19 protein-coding genes and 1 pseudogene are annotated in these 22,328 nt (G+C 38.7%); 4 read left to right on the plus strand and 16 right to left on the minus strand.

Annotation, left to right across the window (positions count from 1 at the left end):
- Nucleotides 1-3: 3 nt before the first annotated feature.
- The gene (locus tag DYD17_RS07350; RefSeq protein ID WP_002984031.1) at nucleotides 4-267 is read right to left on the minus strand and encodes a phosphocarrier protein HPr; all 264 of its coding nucleotides are present in this window, start codon (nucleotides 265-267) and stop codon (nucleotides 4-6) included.
- Nucleotides 268-651: 384 nt separating this feature from the next.
- Between DYD17_RS07350 and DYD17_RS07355 the strand changes: the two genes are divergently transcribed.
- The 4 genes from DYD17_RS07355 (at nucleotide 652) to DYD17_RS07370 (ending at nucleotide 5,503) form a co-directional block, all read left to right on the plus strand.
- Nucleotides 652-870 (plus strand): redoxin NrdH, encoded by a 219-nt coding sequence (locus DYD17_RS07355; RefSeq protein ID WP_003051493.1) that lies wholly within the window; start codon nucleotides 652-654, stop codon nucleotides 868-870.
- A 19-nt stretch (nucleotides 871-889) separates the two neighbouring features.
- Nucleotides 890-3,049 (plus strand): class 1b ribonucleoside-diphosphate reductase subunit alpha, encoded by a 2,160-nt coding sequence (gene nrdE / locus DYD17_RS07360; RefSeq protein ID WP_115252972.1) that lies wholly within the window; start codon nucleotides 890-892, stop codon nucleotides 3,047-3,049.
- 158 nt (nucleotides 3,050-3,207) lie between these two features.
- On the plus strand, nucleotides 3,208-4,167 hold the full coding sequence (gene nrdF / locus DYD17_RS07365; RefSeq protein ID WP_003051499.1) for a class 1b ribonucleoside-diphosphate reductase subunit beta: 960 nt from the start codon (nucleotides 3,208-3,210) through the stop codon (nucleotides 4,165-4,167).
- Nucleotides 4,145-5,503, plus strand: coding sequence for a chloride channel protein (locus DYD17_RS07370; protein ID WP_115276445.1), 1,359 nt, complete (start codon nucleotides 4,145-4,147; stop codon nucleotides 5,501-5,503). Before nrdF ends, DYD17_RS07370 begins: the two co-directional genes overlap by 23 nt.
- A 34-nt stretch (nucleotides 5,504-5,537) precedes the next feature.
- Here the strand turns inward: DYD17_RS07370 and DYD17_RS07375 are convergent, their stop codons facing one another.
- The 15 genes and pseudogenes from DYD17_RS07375 to DYD17_RS07450 all read right to left on the minus strand — a co-directional run bounded on the left by DYD17_RS07375 (nucleotide 5,538) and on the right by DYD17_RS07450 (nucleotide 22,243).
- Entirely contained in the window at nucleotides 5,538-6,233 is a 696-nt protein-coding gene (locus tag DYD17_RS07375; RefSeq protein WP_115252974.1) for a CPBP family intramembrane glutamic endopeptidase, read from the minus strand.
- An 18-nt stretch (nucleotides 6,234-6,251) separates the two neighbouring features.
- The gene (locus DYD17_RS07380; RefSeq protein ID WP_003051506.1) at nucleotides 6,252-7,013 is read right to left on the minus strand and encodes a DUF3169 family protein; all 762 of its coding nucleotides are present in this window, start codon (nucleotides 7,011-7,013) and stop codon (nucleotides 6,252-6,254) included.
- The gene (locus tag DYD17_RS07385) at nucleotides 7,010-7,225 is read right to left on the minus strand and encodes a helix-turn-helix transcriptional regulator (RefSeq protein ID WP_003051509.1); all 216 of its coding nucleotides are present in this window, start codon (nucleotides 7,223-7,225) and stop codon (nucleotides 7,010-7,012) included. Before DYD17_RS07385 ends, DYD17_RS07380 begins: the two co-directional genes overlap by 4 nt.
- Before the next feature lie 370 nt (nucleotides 7,226-7,595).
- The gene (alaS, locus tag DYD17_RS07390; RefSeq protein WP_115252975.1) at nucleotides 7,596-10,214 is read right to left on the minus strand and encodes an alanine--tRNA ligase; all 2,619 of its coding nucleotides are present in this window, start codon (nucleotides 10,212-10,214) and stop codon (nucleotides 7,596-7,598) included.
- A gap of 384 nt (nucleotides 10,215-10,598) precedes the next feature.
- Nucleotides 10,599-11,663, minus strand: coding sequence for a peptidylprolyl isomerase PrsA (gene prsA, locus DYD17_RS07395; RefSeq protein ID WP_003051511.1), 1,065 nt, complete (start codon nucleotides 11,661-11,663; stop codon nucleotides 10,599-10,601).
- Nucleotides 11,664-11,725: 62 nt separating this feature from the next.
- The gene (locus tag DYD17_RS07400) at nucleotides 11,726-12,433 is read right to left on the minus strand and encodes an O-methyltransferase (RefSeq protein ID WP_115252976.1); all 708 of its coding nucleotides are present in this window, start codon (nucleotides 12,431-12,433) and stop codon (nucleotides 11,726-11,728) included.
- 51 nt (nucleotides 12,434-12,484) lie between these two features.
- Nucleotides 12,485-13,696: an L-lactate MFS transporter gene (locus DYD17_RS07405; RefSeq protein WP_115246186.1), complete on the minus strand. Its 1,212-nt coding sequence runs from the start codon at nucleotides 13,694-13,696 to the stop codon at nucleotides 12,485-12,487.
- Between the two features lie 331 nt (nucleotides 13,697-14,027).
- Complete coding sequence (locus tag DYD17_RS07410; RefSeq protein WP_003051518.1) at nucleotides 14,028-14,648, minus strand: HAD-IA family hydrolase; 621 nt, start codon at nucleotides 14,646-14,648, stop codon at nucleotides 14,028-14,030.
- Nucleotides 14,648-15,190, minus strand: a complete 543-nt coding sequence (locus tag DYD17_RS07415) for a GNAT family N-acetyltransferase (RefSeq protein ID WP_003051521.1) — start codon at nucleotides 15,188-15,190, stop codon at nucleotides 14,648-14,650. Before DYD17_RS07415 ends, DYD17_RS07410 begins: the two co-directional genes overlap by 1 nt.
- 122 nt (nucleotides 15,191-15,312) lie before the next feature.
- Entirely contained in the window at nucleotides 15,313-15,867 is a 555-nt protein-coding gene (locus DYD17_RS07420) for an NADPH-dependent FMN reductase (RefSeq protein WP_003051524.1), read from the minus strand.
- A gap of 187 nt (nucleotides 15,868-16,054) precedes the next feature.
- Nucleotides 16,055-17,857, minus strand: coding sequence for an oligoendopeptidase F (gene pepF, locus DYD17_RS07425; RefSeq protein WP_003051527.1), 1,803 nt, complete (start codon nucleotides 17,855-17,857; stop codon nucleotides 16,055-16,057).
- A 10-nt stretch (nucleotides 17,858-17,867) separates the two neighbouring features.
- Nucleotides 17,868-18,830 carry a competence protein CoiA gene (locus DYD17_RS07430; protein WP_115252977.1) on the minus strand — a complete coding sequence of 321 codons (963 nt, stop codon included), beginning with the start codon at nucleotides 18,828-18,830 and terminating at the stop codon, nucleotides 17,868-17,870.
- Nucleotides 18,831-19,020: 190 nt separating this feature from the next.
- Nucleotides 19,021-20,168, minus strand: a pseudogene (locus tag DYD17_RS07435) (IS3 family transposase).
- Between the two features lie 103 nt (nucleotides 20,169-20,271).
- On the minus strand, nucleotides 20,272-21,435 hold the full coding sequence (locus DYD17_RS07445) for an MFS transporter (RefSeq protein WP_115252978.1): 1,164 nt from the start codon (nucleotides 21,433-21,435) through the stop codon (nucleotides 20,272-20,274).
- 91 nt (nucleotides 21,436-21,526) lie between these two features.
- Nucleotides 21,527-22,243, minus strand: a complete 717-nt coding sequence (locus tag DYD17_RS07450; RefSeq protein ID WP_115246193.1) for a pseudouridine synthase — start codon at nucleotides 22,241-22,243, stop codon at nucleotides 21,527-21,529.
- Nucleotides 22,244-22,328 lie beyond the last annotated feature (85 nt).

The following is a 22,328-nucleotide window of genomic DNA, read 5'->3' on the forward strand; positions in this document are numbered from 1 at the left end:
GTCTTATGCCAATCCTTCTTTAGTCATTGTTTCTTCGATTGCTGCGATTGCATCTTCAGCGTCAGCACCTTCAGCTGAGATTGTTACATCAGCACCTTGACCAACACCAAGACTCATAACGCCCATGATTGATTTAAGGTTTACTGCTTTACCTTTGTAGTCAAGAGTGATATCTGAAGCAAATTTGCTAGCTGTTTGAACAAGCAAAGTAGCTGGACGTGCATGAATACCTGTTTCTGCAACAATGTGAAAGTCTTTTGAAGCCATATTATGGTTCTCCTTTTAAGTTGTGTATTTTTGAGCCATCATATGATAACCCTTACAATATCACATTATAGCATATTGCGATTTTATTTTCAAGATTAAATATCTGAGACAGGAAAAATCTGCATTTGTTTTCATGATATTCTCACGTTGTTTTCATTAGTTTTCTTTTTGTGTTAAATTTTTTTCATACAACTAACACTGACAATTTAGCATTTCTTTTCCAGAAGAGCTTAACCACAATATTTAGAAGGGTTTCTAAATATTAGACACAAGATATAGTGCTTTTTTAACTCAAAATCTTGCTTTTTGGAATGTTTTTTTATATGCTATTATAGTAATTCTATTTAAAAAAATGGAATACTCATCACTATAGAGGGGCAAGACATGATTACAGTATATTCAAAAAATAATTGCATGCAGTGCAAAATGACCAAGAAGTTTTTAGAACAACATGGGGCTAACTTCCAGGAAATTAATATCGATGAACATCCTGAAAAAGTTGAGTATGTGAAAAGTCTCGGGTTCACGTCTGCTCCTGTTATCGAAGCGGATAACCTCGTATTTTCTGGCTTCCAACCTGCAAAATTAAAAGAACTGATTTAATAAGACAAGGAAAAATAATATGAGTCTCAAAGATCTTGGCGATATTTCTTATTTCCGCCTAAATAATGAAATTAACCGTCCTGTTGGCGGTAAAATTCCACTCCATAAAGATAAAGAAGCTTTAGAAGCTTTTTTCACTGAAAATGTGCTTCCAAACACCATGTCTTTTGCCTCCGTTACGGAAAAAATTGAGTATTTAATCTCAAATGATTACATTGAATCAGCTTTTATTCAGAAATACCGTCCTGAATTTATTACTGAATTAGCTGACGTCATCAAGACAGAAAATTTCCAATTCAAATCATTCATGGCAGCTTATAAATTTTATCAGCAGTATGCCTTAAAAACAAATGATGGAGACTATTATTTAGAAAGCCTTGAAGACCGTGTTATGTTTAATGCTCTGTATTTTGCAGATGGTAACGAAACCCTTGCTAAAGACTTAGCCATTGAAATGATCAACCAGCGCTACCAACCGGCAACTCCTTCTTTTTTAAATGCTGGTCGAAGCCGTCGTGGCGAATTAGTGTCTTGTTTCTTGATTCAAGTTACAGATGACATGAACTCTATCGGACGTTCTATTAACTCTGCCTTGCAATTATCTCGTATCGGTGGGGGAGTTGGTATTACCCTTTCTAACCTGCGTGAAGCTGGGGCACCAATTAAAGGGTATGCTGGGGCAGCTTCAGGGGTTGTTCCTGTTATGAAGCTGTTTGAAGATAGTTTTTCTTATTCAAATCAACTTGGGCAACGTCAAGGAGCTGGTGTTGTTTACCTAAATGTTTTCCACCCGGATATTATCGCTTTCTTATCTACTAAAAAAGAAAATGCTGATGAAAAGGTGCGTGTGAAAACCTTGTCATTGGGGATTACCGTTCCTGATAAATTCTACGAATTAGCTCGTAAAAATGAGGATATGTATCTCTTTAGTCCTTATAATGTTGAAAAAGAATATGGCATTCCCTTCAACTATCTCGACATCACCAACATGTACGATGAGTTAGTGGCTAATCCTAAAATTACTAAGACTAAAATCAAAGCTCGGGATCTTGAGACAGAGATTTCAAAATTGCAACAAGAATCTGGCTACCCTTATATTATCAATATTGATACCGCTAATAAAGCTAATCCTATCGATGGAAAAATCATCATGAGCAACTTGTGTTCTGAAATTTTACAAGTTCAGACACCTAGCCTTATCAATGATGCACAAGAATTCTTACAAATGGGAACTGACATCTCATGTAACCTCGGCTCAACCAATATTCTTAACATGATGACGTCTCCAGACTTTGGACGTTCTATTAAAACCATGACACGTGCTTTAACCTTCGTGACCGACTCATCAAGCATCGAAGCTGTTCCAACCATTAAACATGGCAATAGCCAAGCTCATACTTTTGGTCTTGGGGCAATGGGACTTCATTCTTACTTAGCTCAACATCATATTGAATATGGTAGCCCAGAATCCATCGAATTCACTGATATTTATTTCATGCTCATGAACTATTGGACTCTCGTCGAATCCAATAATATCGCTCGTGAACGCCAGACCACCTTTGTTGGTTTTGACAAGTCAAAATACGCTGATGGAACCTACTTTGACAAATATATCACAGGTCAATTTGTTCCAAAATCTGATCTGGTGAAAGACCTGTTCAAGAACCATTTTATTCCGCAAGCTTCAGATTGGGAGGCTCTTCGTGACGCCGTTCAAAAAGATGGTCTTTACCATCAAAACCGTCTTGCAGTTGCTCCAAATGGCTCTATTTCTTATATTAATGACTGCTCTGCTTCTATCCACCCCATCACACAACGCATCGAAGAGCGTCAAGAAAAGAAAATTGGTAAGATTTACTACCCAGCAAATGGCTTGTCAACGGATACTATTCCTTATTACACGTCTGCGTATGATATGGACATGCGTAAGGTTATCGATGTCTATGCTGCTGCAACCGAACATGTGGATCAAGGCTTGTCATTGACTCTTTTCCTTCGCAGTGAGTTGCCAATGGAACTCTATGAATGGAAAACAGAAAGTAAGCAAACCACTCGTGACCTTTCTATTTTACGAAATTACGCTTTCAATAAAGGTATTAAATCTATCTACTATATCCGCACCTTTACGGATGATGGGGAAGAAGTTGGTGCAAACCAATGTGAGTCTTGTGTCATTTAATTGGGAAAAATACTTAATTGATACACGTCCACTGGTTAGTCACTAAATCATCAGTATCAGAATTTGATAATAAAAAACGCCAGTAAACCACTCAAGAATGGGTTACTAGCTTATGATATGATTTTTCATATCGACTACTCTTTAGGAGAACTTTAGAAATGACAACATATTATGAAGCAATTAACTGGAATGAAATCGAAGATGTCATTGACAAATCAACTTGGGAAAAGCTGACGGAACAATTCTGGCTTGACACTCGCATTCCCTTATCAAATGATTTAGATGATTGGCGTAAACTTTCTGACCTTGAAAAAGATTTGGTCGGCAAGGTCTTTGGGGGCCTTACCCTGCTTGACACCATGCAGTCTGAATCAGGAGTTGAAGCTATTCGTCAAGACGTTCGTACGCCTCATGAAGAAGCTGTCTTGAACAATATTCAATTTATGGAATCAGTTCACGCTAAATCATACTCGTCCATCTTTTCAACCTTAAACACCAAAAAAGAAATTGAAGAGATTTTTGAATGGACCAACAATAACAAATTTTTACAAAAGAAAGCTCAAATCATCAATGAGATTTATGAGCATGGTGATGCGTTGCAAAAGAAAGTAGCTTCCACTTATCTTGAAACCTTCCTTTTTTATTCAGGCTTCTTCACTCCTCTATACTATCTTGGTAACAACAAATTAGCCAACGTTGCTGAAATCATTAAATTGATTATCCGTGATGAATCCGTTCACGGAACCTATATCGGTTACAAGTTCCAACTTGGCTTCAATGAATTGCCAGAAGCTGAGCAGGAAACCTTCCGCGAGTGGATGTATGATCTCCTTTACCAATTATATGAGAACGAAGAAGATTATACAAAGACTCTCTATGATGGTGTAGGCTGGACCGAAGAAGTTATGACTTTCCTTCGCTATAATGCCAATAAGGCTTTAATGAACCTAGGCCAAGACCCTCTCTTCCCAGATACCGCTAATGATGTTAACCCTATCGTTATGAATGGTATTTCAACAGGAACTTCCAACCATGACTTTTTCTCACAGGTTGGAAATGGCTATCTCCTTGGTTCCGTGGAAGCTATGTCTGACGATGACTATAATTACGGGCTCTAAGCATTCTGACGAGGTTGATATCAAATCAGCCTCTTTTCTTATCTTTTGCTATAATAATCTTATGAAACGACATTTTTTACTTTGGAGTGGTTACCTTATTGTAACAGGTTTGACAGCTGGTCTTGTTGCTTTTTTGTTGACAGAGGCAATCCATCTGATTCAAACTCTGAGCTTTGGATTCAGTCAGGGCTCTTTTAGCACCATGATTGCAAGTGTTCCCCCAGAACGGCGTGGTCTGTCCCTACTCATGGCTGGACTTCTTGCAGGACTTGGGTGGCATCTACTAGCCAAAAAAGGAACAGCTATTCAATCCATTCAGAAAACCCTTGATGATGACACTCAATTTAGCCCCTGGACACAATTTTGGCACGGCTGGCTACAATTAAGCACCGTTTCAATGGGGGCACCGGTTGGCAGAGAAGGGGCATCACGTGAAGTTGCTGTGGCTGTGACCTCCTTTTGGACACAGAGAGGTAACTTGTCCAAAGCCGAGCAAAAGCTTTTATTGGCCTGTGCTTCTGGCGCTGCCCTTGGTGCTGTCTACAATGCTCCCTTAGCCACTATTTTATTTATTTTGGAAGCTATTCTTAACCGTTGGTCCCTTAAAAATATATACGCTGCCTGCCTAACAAGCTATGTGGCTGTGGAAACAGTTGCTTTATTACAAGGCCGACATGAGATTCAATACCTAATGCCTCAGCAACATTGGACGCTAGGAACCCTTATTTGGTCCGTCCTGGCTGGTCTTATCCTTTCCCTCTTTGCTCACGCTTATAAACATCTTTTGAAACACCTTCCTAAGGCTGATGCCAAAAGTCTTTGGTTTATTCCGAAAGTCTTCATCGCTTTTAGCCTTATCGCAGGACTCAGTATTTTCTTTCCAGAGATTTTAGGAAATGGCAAAGCTGGTTTACTCTTTTTTCTCCATGAAGAACCACATTTGAGCTATATTAGCTGGCTACTAGTTGCCAAAGCTGTCGCTATCTATTTAGTTTTTGCTTCTGAAGCAAAAGGGGGGAAAATTGCTCCTTCTATGATGCTTGGAGGTGCTAGTAGTTTACTCTTGGCGAGTTTTAGTCAACACTTTTTCTCCTTACCTCTATCACCTACCTTAGCCATTATCATTGGTGCCTCACTCTTTTTAGGTATCATTAATAAGATGCCCTTGACCGCACCACTTTTCCTACTTGAAATCACCGGTCAATCCTTGACGACCATTGTTCCCTTAGCTGTCGCCAATCTAGGAGCTTATATGACTTATCATTCCTATCACATCATCAAAAAAAGACTTGCTCAAGCGTGGACAACCAAATCAGTAAACGACCCTCATTTTTAAAAACGCCTCGATAATGATATCGAAGCGTTTTTTCTTATAGGATTCCTAATCCCATTAGTAGTAACGTAATAGCTGGGAATAAATTATTGAAAATATGAAGTAAAATGGAATCTCTTAAATTCCCTCGTCTTTGATAGGCAACGAAAAGGAGGATTCCCATACAGGTATACATGACAAATTCAATAATATTAGTAGCATGCGGTAAGGCAAAAACAAGAGAGGTCACTAAACCTGCCACTTTAAGTAATTTTCCTCTAAAGAGATCGGTCATTGGAAACCCTCTAAAGGCCAACTCTTCCATAATTGGTGCTATTAAAGCAATCACCAAAACAAATAAAGCGGTATAGAGAGGAAAACCACCTTTGATAAATCCAGCTAAGGTATGTATCGCAGCATCATTGGTACTAATTTCTTGTCCAGACCAGGCTTGATTTAGGAGTGTTCCTACAATGGCAATCACACGTCCTATTAACCAAAATAAAGCCAGATAGCCCCAGTCAACTAGTCTCATTTTTTGCTGTTTAATAGAGGTGTCCTCCTTATTTTGATAAAGACGCCATAAACAGACAAGAGTAATCCCTACAATAACTAAGTAGGTCATTCCAATTCCCCAATTAACCCCCATAGGAATATCATGTTGCTTTTGCAATAAGATCATCGGAAGGGCATTGAAAACCAAAGCGAGAATAATAAGCGCTGCTATTTTTAAACAATTAATGAATACTTTCATAAGTAGTCTCCTTTTAGGCTAACGATAAAATTGTCTGGTCATTGTTGCACTCTTAAAGAGTAAATAAAGCTGAATTAACACCAAAACTAGGATAGCTGTCAATTCCACTTGACCAGTGAATAGATAGATAAAAAATAAAATCACATACAAGCAAGGGATAATGAAACCATTTAGGGACAACACACTTTCAAACGATGTCTTGTGATAGGCTTGTAATTCTGCCTCATCTAGAGCCATGATATTATGTTTTAATTCTTTCAAATTTGGAAAATAAGGAACATCGGTTCCCCGAATGGCATTGTAACGTTTCATGGCTAAAGCTTGAAAAGGAATGGCCATTAGTAATAAAAGGATATCCAGAAGCGGAATGGCCAGCATGGCATGCTGTGAATCATTGGTTAAGGTCAGACCAAGTAGCACATTACACATGGATAAAATAGAAGCTACGGCAATCAATAACATGGTATAAGCATGCTTTTTATTCAGCTGACGGTAACCTTTTTCAGAATAATCATCCTCTTCAATTGTGTTATAAACAGCCGTCTCTTTTTTCAGTTGCGTTAAAAAAACAAAAGAGAGTGTGAGTCCTGTGACAACTACCAGACGATTTAATAAGATAATCAGGTTAATCACATCGTCTTTTAGGAACGTGAGATGATCTAATCTCCCTCCATGGTAACCTAAAAAGGCTCCAACCATGCCACCTATGATCCCTCCCGCCAAACTTGATAGCAATAATATTTTTAACAAGCGTAAAAAACTATTCTTCTTCTTTTTCATTCCTCGACCTCCACTAGACGAAACACCTCTTCAACTGGTTCGTGAAACACCTTAGCAATTTTCATGGCAATTACAATTGATGGGGTATATTCGTTACGCTCAATGAGACTGATGGTCTGTCTCGATACACCTGCAAGTTTTGCCATTTCCGTTTGATTAATACCATCTCTGGCTCGTAATTCTTTGAGCCGATTTTTAAGAACAACCTCCATTGATATCTTCTCCGTCCTTCTTTTACTCACTTTCTAAGATAAGAAAAAGTATTCAACAGTAAGGTTAACCCTGTAAACCCCAAAACAAGATAACTCAAGGGTGCTCCAAACCAGATTACTCTGATAAGATGATAACTTAAAATGAAAAGAGTCAGGATAGCTGACCATAGGCAAATCTGCCTACTCTTACCTTTGATGCCATGTGTCATTTTCTCTAACACCTCCTCATGTCTTTGCGTTACCAATATTGTAACACATCCCTTCTTCATTGACAACGATAATAGTCAAAAAAGTTATGATTATTGTCAAATTTCCTATGAAGATAGTCAAAAACCAAGCTCCTAGGAGCTTGGTTTTTGAGTTTATCTGATTAAAATTGCTCCGGAACTGCTGCAATCAAATCAGAAATCTTAGAGGCATCTGAACCACCGGCCATTGCCATATCTGGTTTCCCACCACCACGACCTGACACAATAGGCGCTAACGTTTTAATCATGTTACCTGCATGAACTTCTTTAGACTTGCTTGCCACGAGGACATTAACTTTCTCACCAATTGCTGCTACTAGAACTAGCACCTCTGAGTAGTCTTTTTGTTTCCAATTATCAGCAAAGGTACGTAGGGCGCCTGCATCAGATACAGACACTTGACTAGCAATATAGCGCAAGCCATTTACTTCCTTGACCTCTTTAAAGACATCACCAGCTTGGGCTGCTGCAGCTTTTTCTTTAAGCTCTGCATTTTCTTTTTGCAAATCGCGGAGCTGTTCACTTAGACTCACAACCTTAGCAGGAACTTGATCTATTTGTGGAGCTTTCAATGTGTGAGCGATCTCTTTCAACGCATCTTCTTGCTTGCGGAAGCTTTCAAAGGCCTGTTGACCCGTAACAGCTAAAATACGACGTGTTCCTGAACCAATACCTTCTTCTTTAAGAATCTTGAAAAGACCAATTTCCGAAGTATTGCTTAAATGAGTTCCTCCACAAAGCTCAACAGAATAATCACCGATTTGAACCACACGAACAGTTTTACCATATTTCTCACCAAAGAGTGCCATAGCTCCCATTGATTTAGCGGTTTCTACATCAGTTTCAGTTGTTGTGATAGCAAGAGCCTTCCAGATTTGTTGGTTAACCTCTTCTTCAATGCGACGAAGCTCATCTGCTGTTACAGCTTCAAAATGAGTGAAGTCAAAACGTAAGAATTCTTCCTCGTTTAAAGACCCCGCTTGGGTAGCATGATCACCTATAATGTTGTGAAGGGCTGCATGCAACAAGTGAGTTGCTGTGTGATTTTTCTCAACAGCATAACGACGCTTGTGATCGATGTCAAGAGTGTAAACAGTGTTGAGGGCTAAACTAGCTAAGACATCTACCTTATGCAAGGCTTGCCCATTTGGTGCTTTTTGAGCATCTGTTACACGAGCAACAATGTTTCCATTAGCATTTTTAATGACCCCGCGGTCCGCCACTTGTCCACCCATTTCAGCATAGAATGGCGTTTGGTCAAAGACAAGTAAGGCTTGACCTTCTGACACGACTTCACTACGTTCATTATCGACAATAATAACAGCTAGACGAGCATCAACAGTTTCCGTTTCATACAAGAAGGTTGATGGTTCGGTAATACCAGCAAGGGTTTCATTTTGCATCCCCATTGATCCGCCTTTAACAACAGCTGCACGGGCACGGTCCTGCTGTTCTTTCATGGCAGCCTTGAAACCATCATGATCAATTTTGTAACCAGCTTCTTCTGCCATTTCCTCAGTCAATTCAACTGGGAAACCATAGGTATCATACAATTTGAAGATATCTTTACCTTCTAGGGTATCTTTACCAGCTTCTTTTAACTGCGCCAGCAATTGATCCAAATGACCTGAACCAGCATCAATGGTACGAGCAAAAGTCTCTTCTTCGCGTTTAACAATTTTCTCGATGAAGTCACGTTTTTCAAGGATTTCTGGATAGTAGGAAGCCATGATTTCCCCTACAGTTTGAACCAGTTTGTAAAGGAAGGTTTCTTTGATACCAAGTTTACGTCCATGCATGACCGCACGACGAAGCAAACGGCGAAGCACATAGCCGCGACCTTCATTACCTGGAAGAGCGCCGTCACCGATCGCAAATGATAGAGCACGAATATGGTCTGCAATGACCTTAAAGCTCATGTTGTCCCCGTCTTGATCGTAAGTTTGACCAGACAGTTTTTCGACTTCCTTGATGATTGGCATGAACAAATCAGTTTCAAAGTTTGTTTTAGCCCCTTGCATCACCGCTACCAGACGTTCTAAACCAGCGCCCGTATCAATGTTTTTATTTGGTAATTCTTTGTACTCTGAACGTGACACTTCTGGATCAGCATTGAATTGAGATAAAACGATGTTCCAGATTTCAATGTAGCGATCATTTTCCAAATCTTCCTCGAGCAAACGAATCCCAATATTTTCTGGATCAAAAGCTTCTCCACGGTCAAAGAAAATCTCAGTGTCCGGACCTGAAGGACCCGCACCAATTTCCCAGAAATTGTCTTCTAAAGGAATCAGGTGACTCGGATCAACACCAAGCGCCAACCAGCGATTGTAAGAATCCTTATCTTCCGGATAGTAAGTCATGTAAAGTTTTTCTTTTGGAAAATCAAACCATTCCGGGCTCGTTAACAACTCAAAGCCCCATTCGATAGCTTCATTACGGAAATAATCTCCGATAGAGAAGTTTCCAAGCATTTCAAACATGGTGTGGTGGCGGGCTGTTTTACCTACGTTTTCAATATCATTGGTACGAATAGATTTTTGCGCGTTAGTAATCCGTGGATTTTCAGGAATAACAGAGCCATCAAAATATTTTTTGAGAGTAGCAACCCCTGAATTAATCCAAAGAAGAGTGGGATCATTAACAGGAACAAGGTTAGCAGAAGGTTCAACCGAATGACCTTTTGATTGCCAAAAATCTAACCACATTTGACGAATTTCAGCAGATGATAAGTGTTTCATAAAAAATGAGATACAAAGAGTAAGCGAAATAGAAGCTTGCTAAATCTTGCCATGTGAATACAAAAACTAGCACAACCATTTCTTCACTAGATGACCTACTATAATCTTAGTCAATCTAGTTTACTCTATTCCTTTCGTTGATTTCAAATAGTCTTCAAAACAAAACAAGTCCATCTCACAGAGGGCGAAAACCGCGGTACCACCTCTATTCAATGAACTTGTCATTCTTATTTTATTATATCAATTGTTATAAAGCTAAGTAGCATGTCTATCTGATTATCCATGACTCGCAGCAACCGTCACTTTTCTGTATCTAATCCTTGATAAACAATTCTTAACTAAATTATTATAAGTTTTTTTTACTGATTAGTCAATGAAAACTTATTATTGAGCAGCAGTCTCACCTGTTTGAGTATCAGCAGTTCCTTCAGCTGGTGTTGCTTCAGATTGGCCTGCCTCTGGCTGGCTAGCTTCTGTTTTTTCCGAAGCAGGGGTTTCAGCTGATGCTGGTGTCTTTTTATTTGTGCTTTCAGCATTAGACTTCTTATCAAGATTAGCATACTGCGTTAAAATATTAGCAAATGCCTTGTCTTTAATTTTAACGTTAGCTTTATCTAAAGCCTTAGCAATAATTTTGTTTTGGAAATTTACATCTTTTGTTTTTTCAGCAAGAATAATAGCTTTCAAACGTTTTTGATAAACTTTCCAGTCAGCTTTCTTTTCAGCTTTTTTGTTTACTTTGATAATGTAAAACTTATTTTGATAAGTGGTAGGATCCAATACTGAAATTACTTCTGACATCTCCCCCTCTTTCAAGCTTGATGCTGCTTTAACGACATCTGCTGGTAAAGTTGTTGTCCCTGAGTCAAACTTGTAGGCAACTTTTTTATCTGCTGATGTTGTCTTTTCTTTAGCAATAGTAGCAAAATCTGCTCCCTCCGCTTTTACTTCTTCTAAGGTATGATTAGCCTTTTCCTCGCTATCAAGAGTAATAACTTGTGCTGCCATTGTTGGAGTATAGGATTCATAAGCTTTTTGATATTCTTTAGTTGTTAATTCTTTTTTGGCAGCTTCTCTAACAGCGTATTCTACTAATTTTGATGAGCGAATTTGTTTTTTGTAAGTCTCTGGCGTCAAACTTGCCTGGGCCAAAACTCCCGAGAATGAAGCACCATATTGGTCAGCAGTTTTATTATAAGCTTTTTCGACTTCCTTATTAGATACTTTATCACCATACTGAGCTTCAAAAACACGACCAATTAAAAGGTGTAACATAGCTTTCCGAGAAACTTCTGTATTTTTGATTTCATTATAAAAGTCGCTAACACTAATGGTATCACCCTTCATTGAGACGACTTTAGTATTGTCATTGGTTGATTGACAAGCTGTCAAAGTGATTACTGATGCTAACGTAACAATACCAGTGATAAGTTTATTTGATTTTTTCATTTACTTCTGAGCTCCTTTTTATCATTAACTAATACATTATATCACAATTTCTTAAACGTAACTTAATCTGGTAAAGTAATTTCTTCCTGATTCTTACGAATCATCAGTAACCCGTCACTAAGTGGAACAAGGCTTGCTGTCAGATCCGGATGGTCTAGAGTTGCATCAAACAAGGCTTGTAGCCCACGATAAATGGTACGCTGTCCACGACGAACCTCTTCAATAGGTTTAGCAATGTCACCACCTTGAAAAATATCATCTAAGATAATCACACCGCCAACAGCCAAGCGCTTTAAAATTTCTGGAAGAAAAACAATGTATTTTGATTTAGCAGAATCCATAAAAACAAAATCAAAAGATCCTTCAAGAGTCGCTAAAATATCAGCTGCATCGCCTTCTAACAAACTAATTTGCTGGCGACAATCATATTTGGCGAAATTATCCTTAGCAAAGCCGATCATTTCAGGATTACGATCAATCGTTACAATCGTAGCGTCTGGAGCGTTCTCTGCCATTAAAAGAGCAGAAAAGCCAATAGCTGTACCAATTTCGAGAATCTGCTTTGGCTGCAAGGTCTGCAATAAGAACCTAAAATAAGCAACCACTTCATGTTGAATAATAGGGATATTTTCTTGCCTTGCGAACTGTTCTAGTTCTGCTAAAAAACCTGTGTTTTGCTTTTGTTTCGTCCGCATGTAGTGAACAATATCTTCTTTGACCACAGGACGACGCATATTGTGATTTGCATTTTTACTATATGATTTAACCATGACATTAATTATATAAAAAAACTCTAGGCATTGCTAGAGTTTAAGTTCACATTATCGATTAGTAGCTGACTTCTTCAACCACCAGGTTAATATCAAAGCTAGACTATACAAACAAATGAAAACTTGTAAAGTGAAAAGATAACTTTGCGTCCACTCAAAAGTAAACGATAATAGCATGGGACCAACCAATGCAGCTATTGCCCAAGCTGTTAAGATGTAGCCATGAAGCATGGCTAATTCTTTAGCTCCGAAAAGATCACTTAAATACGGAGGTATTAAAGAAAAACCAGCGCCGTAACATGTCATGAGAATAGCCATAGCAGCCACAAAAAAGAAAGATTGATGAACAACAATAAGACTACTTGTCATTGCTATATTAACTAAAAACACTAGTAGCACAGTCAAAGGGCGACCAATATAATCCGATAGACCGGCCCATAAAAGACGACCAAACCCATTGAATATTCCCATCAAGCCAACAACAATCGCTGCAGCCTCTGGGGTTAAACCAGCAAGGTCTTGAGCCATTGGTGCAACAACTGAAATGAGACCTAACCCACAAGCAATATTTAAAAACAGTATCATCCAAAGAAGGTAAAAAGATTTTGTTTTAAGGGCTTCTTTAGCAGTCATGCCTTTGGTCAAATCATTATGTTGTCCAGTACTTCGCTCCATCAAGCTTGCTAATTCATGACTAGTCGGTTTTTTTATGAACTGAGAGGCTAGTAGCATCACCACTAAATAAACCAGACCTAATAAGTAGAACGTAGCAACCACTCCCTTAGTGGCAATCAACCACTGGGCAACAGGACTTGTCAGCAAAGAGGCAAAGCCGAATCCCATAATAGCCAGACCAGTCGCTAAGCCTCTCTTATCTGGAAACCATTTGATAATAGTAGATACTGGGGTAATGTAACCAGCTCCAAGCCCTAGTCCACCGACAATACCATACCCTAGATATAATAACCAAATCTCTTGACGATCAACAGCTAGGCCAGTCATTATATTCCCTGCCGCATACAGGACAGCAGATATGCTTCCAGTAACACGAGGACCACATTTTTCAACCAAAGTCCCCATAAAAGCTGCTGACAACCCCAAGCAAAAAATAGCTAATGAAAAGCCAAAGGCAACAGTTGCTTGATCCCAACCAGTTTGCTGCATGATAGGGTTTCGATAAACACTCCAGGCATAAGTCGATCCTAGCATCAGATGAAGGAGAACCCCAGCTATTGCTACCACATAACGATTTGTTTTTTTCACAAAAAACCTCTTCCTATTTATCGAATATTAAAGCAGTTCATTGAAAAAATGTTAGGTTTTTATTTTATTACATCTCACATCTAATGTCAAAAATGCTGCTCAATAGAAACATTCCCTTACGATTTAATTTATCAACCTAACATAAGACTTTTTTACAGTAAACACAAACCTTATGAAAAACTGATAGCCTTAGAGATGATACCCCTCATTCTACTCCACTTCCTTCCAAAAGCATCTTTGAAGTGTACTCGCAAACAATACCACCCTGCCAACACTAATGCTATTGATAGTATTTGATGTGAATTCTTCCTAAACGATTAGGCCTGGTTTGCTAATCAAGAATTTCTGGCAAGAGGTCTAGAATCGCCATCAAATCGTTAATGTGCTGATTGTTAGAACTACTTGGACAAGTTAAATTCAAGGATTGAATCCCTGATTTTTCTGCAGCTTGCTGATCTAAGGGCCTGTCACCGATATAATAGGTCCTCTTTTTGTCCATTTGGTATTTGTTAATCAGGTAGGTTAGAGCTTCTGGATCTGGTTTACGTTTAAAGCCATTGGCGGCTGTTACCACTTCTTCAAAATAAGATGCCATGTCTAATCGCTCCAAAACAGGATGCGTCGTAGCGCCTTTATGGGTCAGAATATAATGCTTGACACCTTTTTGAGCCGTTTTTTCCAAGACTTCTTTGGCACCTGGCATCGCATTTATCATGTGATCACGTGTCTCTTGTTCCTGATTGAAAAAGGTCAATAATTCCTCAAAAGACAATTCTTCTTTAGCTAATTGTTGCAATAACGCACCAATTGATTCTTGAATAATGAAGGTCATAACCCAATCCTCATCAAAAGGCAAATGATAGGTCTGATAAAGCAAAGCTAATACTTCTCTAATCGCCTGACTAGACTCCACTAAAGTTCCATCAAAATCCCAAATAAAATGAACAGTCACTACTTTTCTCCTAAATTAATCCAATAACGGGCAAGTTCTTGACCTGCCATTAATGACACGTTGTAATCCATAGGTACCTGAACAATATCTTCTAAGATACCTCCTACTTTTTCAATGGTTCGCCGACTAGCGATATTATAACGGTTTGCCGTGATAAGGACTCTCAAAATCCCTCTTTCCCGATAACATTCTAATGCAAAGAGTAGTAACTCTGTCATAATTCCTTGTCCACGGTAATCTGGTCGTGTTACGTAACCAATATGTCCTCCAAACCTCTCCAAATCTCCCTTTTCCAACTGCCAGCGGCAACCAATACGAGCCACCAACTCATCATCTAGAAAATAATAATAATTCGTACTAGTAGACCAATCCGGATGATCTGTTCGTGTTTCAAACCGTTTAGATTTAGTAACAAAAGCTGGAAAATCAGTGACCATTTTGGTTTCGATAAAAGGATTTCCAGCAGCTTTTTCTGCTAATAACATAGCTTGAAACTTTTCAAAAGCTGCTTGGTCACTTAACTGAATGCGATGTATTGCCATGGCAGAACCTCCTTAAGTGTCCTCATTATAACACAAAAAAGTAGTGACCAAATGGACCTATGAGTCAATCCAAACCATCACTACTAATGAAATGAGCTTTATTATTAATTGGTTACCTGAGATTAATTCTCAAAACGTTTGGCAAAACCAAGATAAGCATCAACCACCGTTTGCAAGAATCCTTTTGTGCCTTCATTTGACAATTGCCCCTGCTCATCGAATAATTGATCAGCTTGTGCCAAGTAAGCTTCTGGCTGTGCCAAGACAGGAACATTTAAGAAAACTAAACTTTGACGCAATTGGTGATTGGCACCAAAGCCAGAAACATTCCCAGTAGAGTGCGAAACGATAAGACTTGGCTTGCCATCAAATACCCCTTGACCGATTGGACGAGAACCAATGTCAATAGCATTTTTAATGGCCGCCGGTAGACCACGATTGTATTCAGGAGTAATAAATACGATACCATCTTGTTCTTTGACAGCTTGACGGAAACGAGTATAGCTTTCAGGAACATTTCCTTCATCAAGATCTGGATTATAAAGGGGAAGATCTCCAATAGGAATTTCAGTGATTACCACTTTTTCTGGAAATAGGGCTTTAACAGCTGCTGCTACTTTTTGAGAATTTGACTCTTGACGTAAGCTACCAAGAATAAAACCAATACGTTTAACCATAATCATGTCTCCTTTAATACATTATCGACTAATCTAACAATCTTAGTCTCAAGCGATGCTACTCAACTTTGCCGAGTCTAGGTCACTACGATTTTGCGAATATATCACTATCTATTACTAATTAATGGTAAAATAAAAAAAGTTAAAAAACAAGAGATATGCTCAAAGCAATCTCTTGTCAATAGTATTAGCGATGAGCTCCCTTTGCAACAAGGGCTTCAAGTTCTGTTAGACGTTCTTCGAAGACTTTAAAGGCTGCGTCAAGATAGTCGCCTTTTGCCATATCAACACCCGCTTTAGCGATGACCTCAAGTGGGTAGTCAGAATTTCCTGACTTGAGGTAGGTCAAGTAATGATCAATATCGTCTTGCGTTCCGTGAACAATCTTATCGGCTAAATAACTTGCTGCTGCAAAGCCTGTAGCATACTGATAAACATAATAATTGTAATAGAAGTGAGGAATACGTGCCCATTCATACTGAATAAAATGATTATCGTCTTTACTCAACCCATAATACTTTTCATTCAACTCAGCATACAATTGGTTGAGGTATTCGCTCGTTAACACTTCTCCTTTTTGATCAGCTTGATGGATCGCGTGTTCAAACTCAGCAAATTGGGTTTGACGGAAAACAGTGCCACGGAAACCGTCAAGGTAATGGTTTAAAATAGCAAAGCGTTCTTTCTCATCTTGAACCTCATTTAAGAGAGCTTCTGTCATGATGTTTTCATTAGTTGTAGATGCAATTTCTGCCAAGAAAATACTGTAATCTCCATACACATAAGGCTGTGTTTCACGAGTGAAAGTAGAATGCAAACTGTGCCCAGTTTCATGAACTAAAGTGTATAGATTGTCTAAGGTATCTTGCCAGTTTAATAGCATAAAGGCATTGGTATCGTAGGAACCACCTGAATAAGCTCCAGAGCGCTTCCCTTTATTGACATGAACATCAATCCAACGTTCTGTAAAGGCACGATGCACTCGGTCTGCATAATCCTTACCAAAAACAGCCAAAACCTTCTCAGCTTTTTCCAAAGCCTCATCATAACCAATGGCTAGGTCTGTTTCAGATAATGGTGTGTAAACATCATACATCTTCAACTCATCTAGACCAAGAACATCTTGGCGAAGTTTCAAGTAACGGTGTAAAAGTGGTAAATGTTTGTTAACTGTTTCTAATAAAGTGTCGTAAACAGCTTCTGGAATAAAGTTAGCAGCCATAGCAGCTTGACGTGCTGAATCGTATTTATGAACACGCGCCTTGTAATTTTGAACCTTAACATTTGTTTGTAAGATTTTAGCATAAGTGTGTTGGAACTGTTCATAAGTGCTATACATTGCCTCGTAAGCAGCTTGGCGAACGCTACGATCTTTAGATTCCATTAAACTGATGAAGTTACCATGGGTTAATTCAACATCTTCCCCCTTATCATTTTTAACTACTGGAAAGACAATATCAGCGTTATCCAGAATGCTAAAGGTTTCTTCAGCACCGTTGAAAATTTCTTGGGCTCCTGCTAATAATTCCTCTTCAGCCTGACTAAGCACATGGTCACGTGTCTGGAACAATTTGTCAAAGAAATGATGATATCTTTTTAACTCAGGAGTTTCCACAAGAAAAGCTTGGTAATCTTCCTGACTCAATGCCATAACTTCTGGGTCATAGAATGAAAACACTTCGCTAAATTTAGCATACAAGCCAGAAGCCTTAGCCTGATATTCTTGATATTTAGCAACAGTCGTGTCTTGATCATTTTTCATATGCGCATAAACATAGACTTTCTCAACACGACGAGCCAACTCTAAATAAGTATCTGTAATTGTCAACAGATTAGCGCTAGAATCTAGTAAATGACCTGCAAAATCCTTAGCCGTGTCAATTTCACTAGCTAAGCCACTCACTTCAGCTTCCCAATCCTTATCTGTTGCAAAAATAGTGCTCAAATCCCAAGTGTACTTTTCTTCTAAATGACTACGATTATCTGTCATAATATCCTCCTCATTTTCTATTACTAACTATTTTAACATAATATTGAGGCGAAAAAAGCGTTTGCACCTTTTTATTCCCTTCTTTTTTGTAATAAGCTTTAAAACTCTTATCATAATCATGGAGATTCTCTTTGATTTGACAAAAACCAGTAGCCGACTGTACGGGGCGCCATTGAGAATAGAAGGCCTCTACTGGCAACATGAGTAAATTATAGCCAGCTAAATAGGCTCTTTCCTGACGATGTAACCATTTAGAATGCTTCGTTAATAAAGCCCTTTGAATGGGTATCGAAAGAGATTTGGCCATAGGTTTTTGGTAAGAACAGAGCTTCCTTTGGTGATAAGGAATCCGCAAACTTTCCATGATATTGTTATCCAAAGAAATGGTTTTGGTTAGGTAACTCACTTTGCCAAATAAATCTTCATGAATTAAGTATTTTAGACGTAACAGATGTGCAGCTGTATCCAACTCCCACAAATGAAAGCCTAAACTAGACGAAAAGTAAAGACATTGTTTTTGGAAGGCCGTTAAACGATTTTTAAGCCAAAGTTTCTTTCCCAACAGCCAACGAACCTCGTAACCATTTTTCTGATAGGCTTGTGTACGTGCCACCAAACGCTCAATTGGTAAAGGGCTGCACTGAATTTCTAAGGCTAATTTATCATTCACCCAAAGGTCTGGAAATTGTTGTAACTCAGGAAGATACTTTTCCACACAAACCTTTTCTGTCTTTACCAGGCTTGTATATAATTTTGCTTTCAAATGCAAATGTTCTTGGGACTCATTTTCTGTTTGAAAATGACAATTAGCTAATGTGATGTGTGCAAAATGAGGGCGTATAATTTTTCCCTGACGCAAGCGAACAGGGGATCCACAAGCTGGACAACGAAATGGTTGCTTCTGAGGATTAGGCTGTGCTAGCAAAGAAATCACCTGATTCTCATTGGTTAAAGCTGTTAATACTCTCAACACCTCCTCCTAGTCCTTCTACCTTATTATTCGTAAAAAGAAACCGTTCTTACCTCAATTTAGTCTTTTGACAAAAGACTAAATTGAGGTACAAAAAAACAGGCAAATGGTGAACTGCACCCCAAAAGTTAGACGTAGAATCTAACTTTTGGGGTGGACTTGTCAAGAAAAAATAGACCTAAAGTTAAGCTAATTAGTAACTATTTTTTTCAAATTCTACAGGTGAGAGATACCCTAAAGCTGAATGCAGACTTTTAGGGTTATAGTAAGTCTCAATATATTTAAAAATCTCAAGCTGAGCTTGCTCAATAGTTGCGAAATGAGCATCATTGACAAGCTCTCTTTTTAATGTTTTATAAAAGGCTTCCATGAGTGCATTATCGTATGGATTACCTTTTCGACTCATACTGGACTTCCATTTTTTCCGTCTAAGTAGGACCTGAAATCGTGCCCCGGTATATTGAGACCCCTGATCTGTATGGACGATTACCCCTTCTTTAGGCTTTTCTCTATCATAAGCTTGATTGAAAGCCTCTGTTACCAACTTGTCTTGCATACGTCGGCCCATTGCCCAACCAACAATCTTTCTACTATAAACGTCTATAAAGACAGATAAATAAAGTATTCCTTCTTGTATAGGGATATAGGTTAAGTCTCCTAGCCATAATTTATTCTTACCAGTTGCTTGGAAACATTGATTAACAAGATTGGGACGAGTTAATGAAGAACGTCGACGGTTATAGTATTTATAGTTATATCGACTTCCTTTAGCATAGAGACCTAACTGATGAAGGAGTCTACCAACACGTTTATGATTGACATGCATGCCACGTCTACAAAGTTCTTGGGTAATTCGTACACTTCCGTAACGCTCTTTATGTTCATAGAAAATGGCTTTAATCATTTCCTTCAAAGCTTCATTCTCAACATGCCTTGAAGATGGACGACGTTTTAAATAAGCATAGAAATCTGAACGGGAAACTTGAAAAGTTTGACAGGCGTGATGACTATTCAAGCTAACACTATTTTCCTTCAGAAACCGAAATTTTATTTCTGGTTTGGCTTCAAGAAGACCTGGAACTTTTTTAGAAGAGCTAATTCCTCCTGTAGCAGTTTGTTCTCTTTTTCAAGTTTTTTTATCTCAAATTGAGCATGACGAAGTGCGCTCCCGTGTCCTGGGAACGCACTTTCTCCATATTTTTCATATTCTTGAATCCATCGATAAAGACTATTGGGATGAATTTCTAAAGTTGAACTAACCATTTTTACAGACTACTCTTCCTCAAGGATGAGTTTGACAGCAGAGAGTTTGAAGGCTTTATCAAAGGTTTTTCTTGGCATAATGACTTTTCCTCGTTTCCACTTAATTTTGTGTCTACTTTATTATACCAAGTCCAATCCTTTCAATAATTTCTTGTCCAACTTTTTAGGGGCAGTACAATGGTTACCTAGCTTCTTTGAAAGGAGCTTTTTTCAGCAGCCCATACAAGATAAGATTGACCAACATAAAACCGCTCGTCATATAAAAAGGAATTACAAACATTTCCCAATGCCAGAGTGCTGGTAGTTTGGTTAATAAAACTGGCGTTAGAATCACACCAATATTCCCTGCGGTAATTGCCAAACTGGTTACAAAATGATTATGTTCCCTTTTAAAATGTTTAGCAATATAATCAAAAACAGCAGACATGGCTCCCACAAAACTTGCTCCGATTAAAAGGGCTCCTAAGATGAAAAGGGCACTATGAGTAGCAAAGGTAAAGATAAGATTTCCCAGACCCATGAGGAGAATCATCACAGCCATGATGCTATCGTTGAGATACTTGGTCAGCTGTCCAAAGACCAGACCAATCAAAATACCGCTAATAGCTAAAATAGTCAGCATGTTACTCGCATAGAAACTGGAATAATGGTATTTATTGACAAGAAGAGAGGGGATTTTAATGGTTGCTCCAATATAAGAAATCCCCACAAAGAAGGTTATTAACATCAGGTAACCAACAGCCTGATCAATATAAGTTGTTTTCTTAAGTGTTAAATGACTTGTATCAATTTCAGGAACGTATTTGCTAAAGAAAATGTAAACAGGAATAACCAACAAATACACAAGGTAGGTATAATTAACACCAACTAACAAAGCTAGACCAACGATAAAAGTCGTTAAGGCCTTTCCAATATTAAGTGTTGCCGTTCGAAAGCCAATCATGCTGGCACGCTCGTCACCCTCATAATAATCGCTGATAATACTGATAGAAAGGGAATTGTAAAGGCCAATACCTACTCCCAATAACAGACGGCACATTAAAGCCACTACAAATTGCTTGGTAAAAAAAGATACCAGACCTGATACTAGAATCAACACCAATCCCAGTTGGATCGTTTTTTTCTTTCCTAATGTTGCGACGACAAGGTGACTTAGCATGACAAAAATGGTAATCATCATGGCTGGAATAGTCACGAGACTCTCCACAGAAGCTAAGCCAATATGAGGATTTTGCCCATGATAGAGGGCATAAAGTTTAGGAATGGCAGGTGCAATCGCTAAATGCGACATTAAAAAGAGTGAGATGGACAACATTGCCAATTTGGTTGGCAGTTTCGTTTTCATGAAAAATCTCCTTTAACTAAGATACTGTTTCAGTATATAGACAGTTTGCTATTTAAGCAAGAATAGCGTATTAGTGACCAGTAAGTTTTTATCAATCTAAATAAGCTTTAATCACTAATGTTTCAGCATCAGTCAAGGAACGATAGGCTCCACTCGCTAGTTCCCCAAGTTCCAGTCCTGCAAAACTAGTTCGTTTAAGAGAAATCACTTTCAAGCCATAGGTCAAAAACATTTTTTTCACTTGATGAAATTTACCTTCTGAAATGACCAAACGTGCTTGTGATTTCTCCTGACTTGCCTGAAGGATTGTTAACTGAGCTGGTCGGCACTGCTCTCCTGTTGGAAACTTAATTCCTGCTGCGAAAAAATCTGGAGCATCCTCATCTAAGAAGCCATTGACTGTTACCATATAGGTCTTTGCAACATGATGACTAGGATGTAACATTCGAAAACCTAAAGGGCCATTATCAGTGAGTAAAACCAAACCTTCGGTATCTCTGTCCAATCTGCCAACTGGATACAAGTCTGGGTGTCTGTCTTTCTCCGCAAGTTGATCCAACACTGTTACATGGTTAATATCGCTTCTTGCCGAGACAACCCCTGCTGGTTTATTAAGGATAAAATAGGAATGTTTGGGATGACTTATCCGTTTTCCGGAAACCTCAATCAACTGTAGCCCGGGGTCTACATTTTGTCGCCCACTCCAAGCGATCTCGTGATCAATTCTCACGTCTTGTCCCTTGATCAACTGTTTCACTTGCCGCCGCGAACCATTTGCAACGAGCTCTAATAATTTATCTAAACGCATATTAGTAGTGTAACATAAATTGATAGCAACAAAAGAAAAAGAAGGAAAAAGAATTCACCTCAAGAACTCTTCTTCCTCTTTCTTC

The organism is Streptococcus dysgalactiae subsp. dysgalactiae, assembly GCF_900459225.1.
Taxonomy (GTDB): Bacteria; Bacillota; Bacilli; order Lactobacillales; family Streptococcaceae; genus Streptococcus; species Streptococcus dysgalactiae.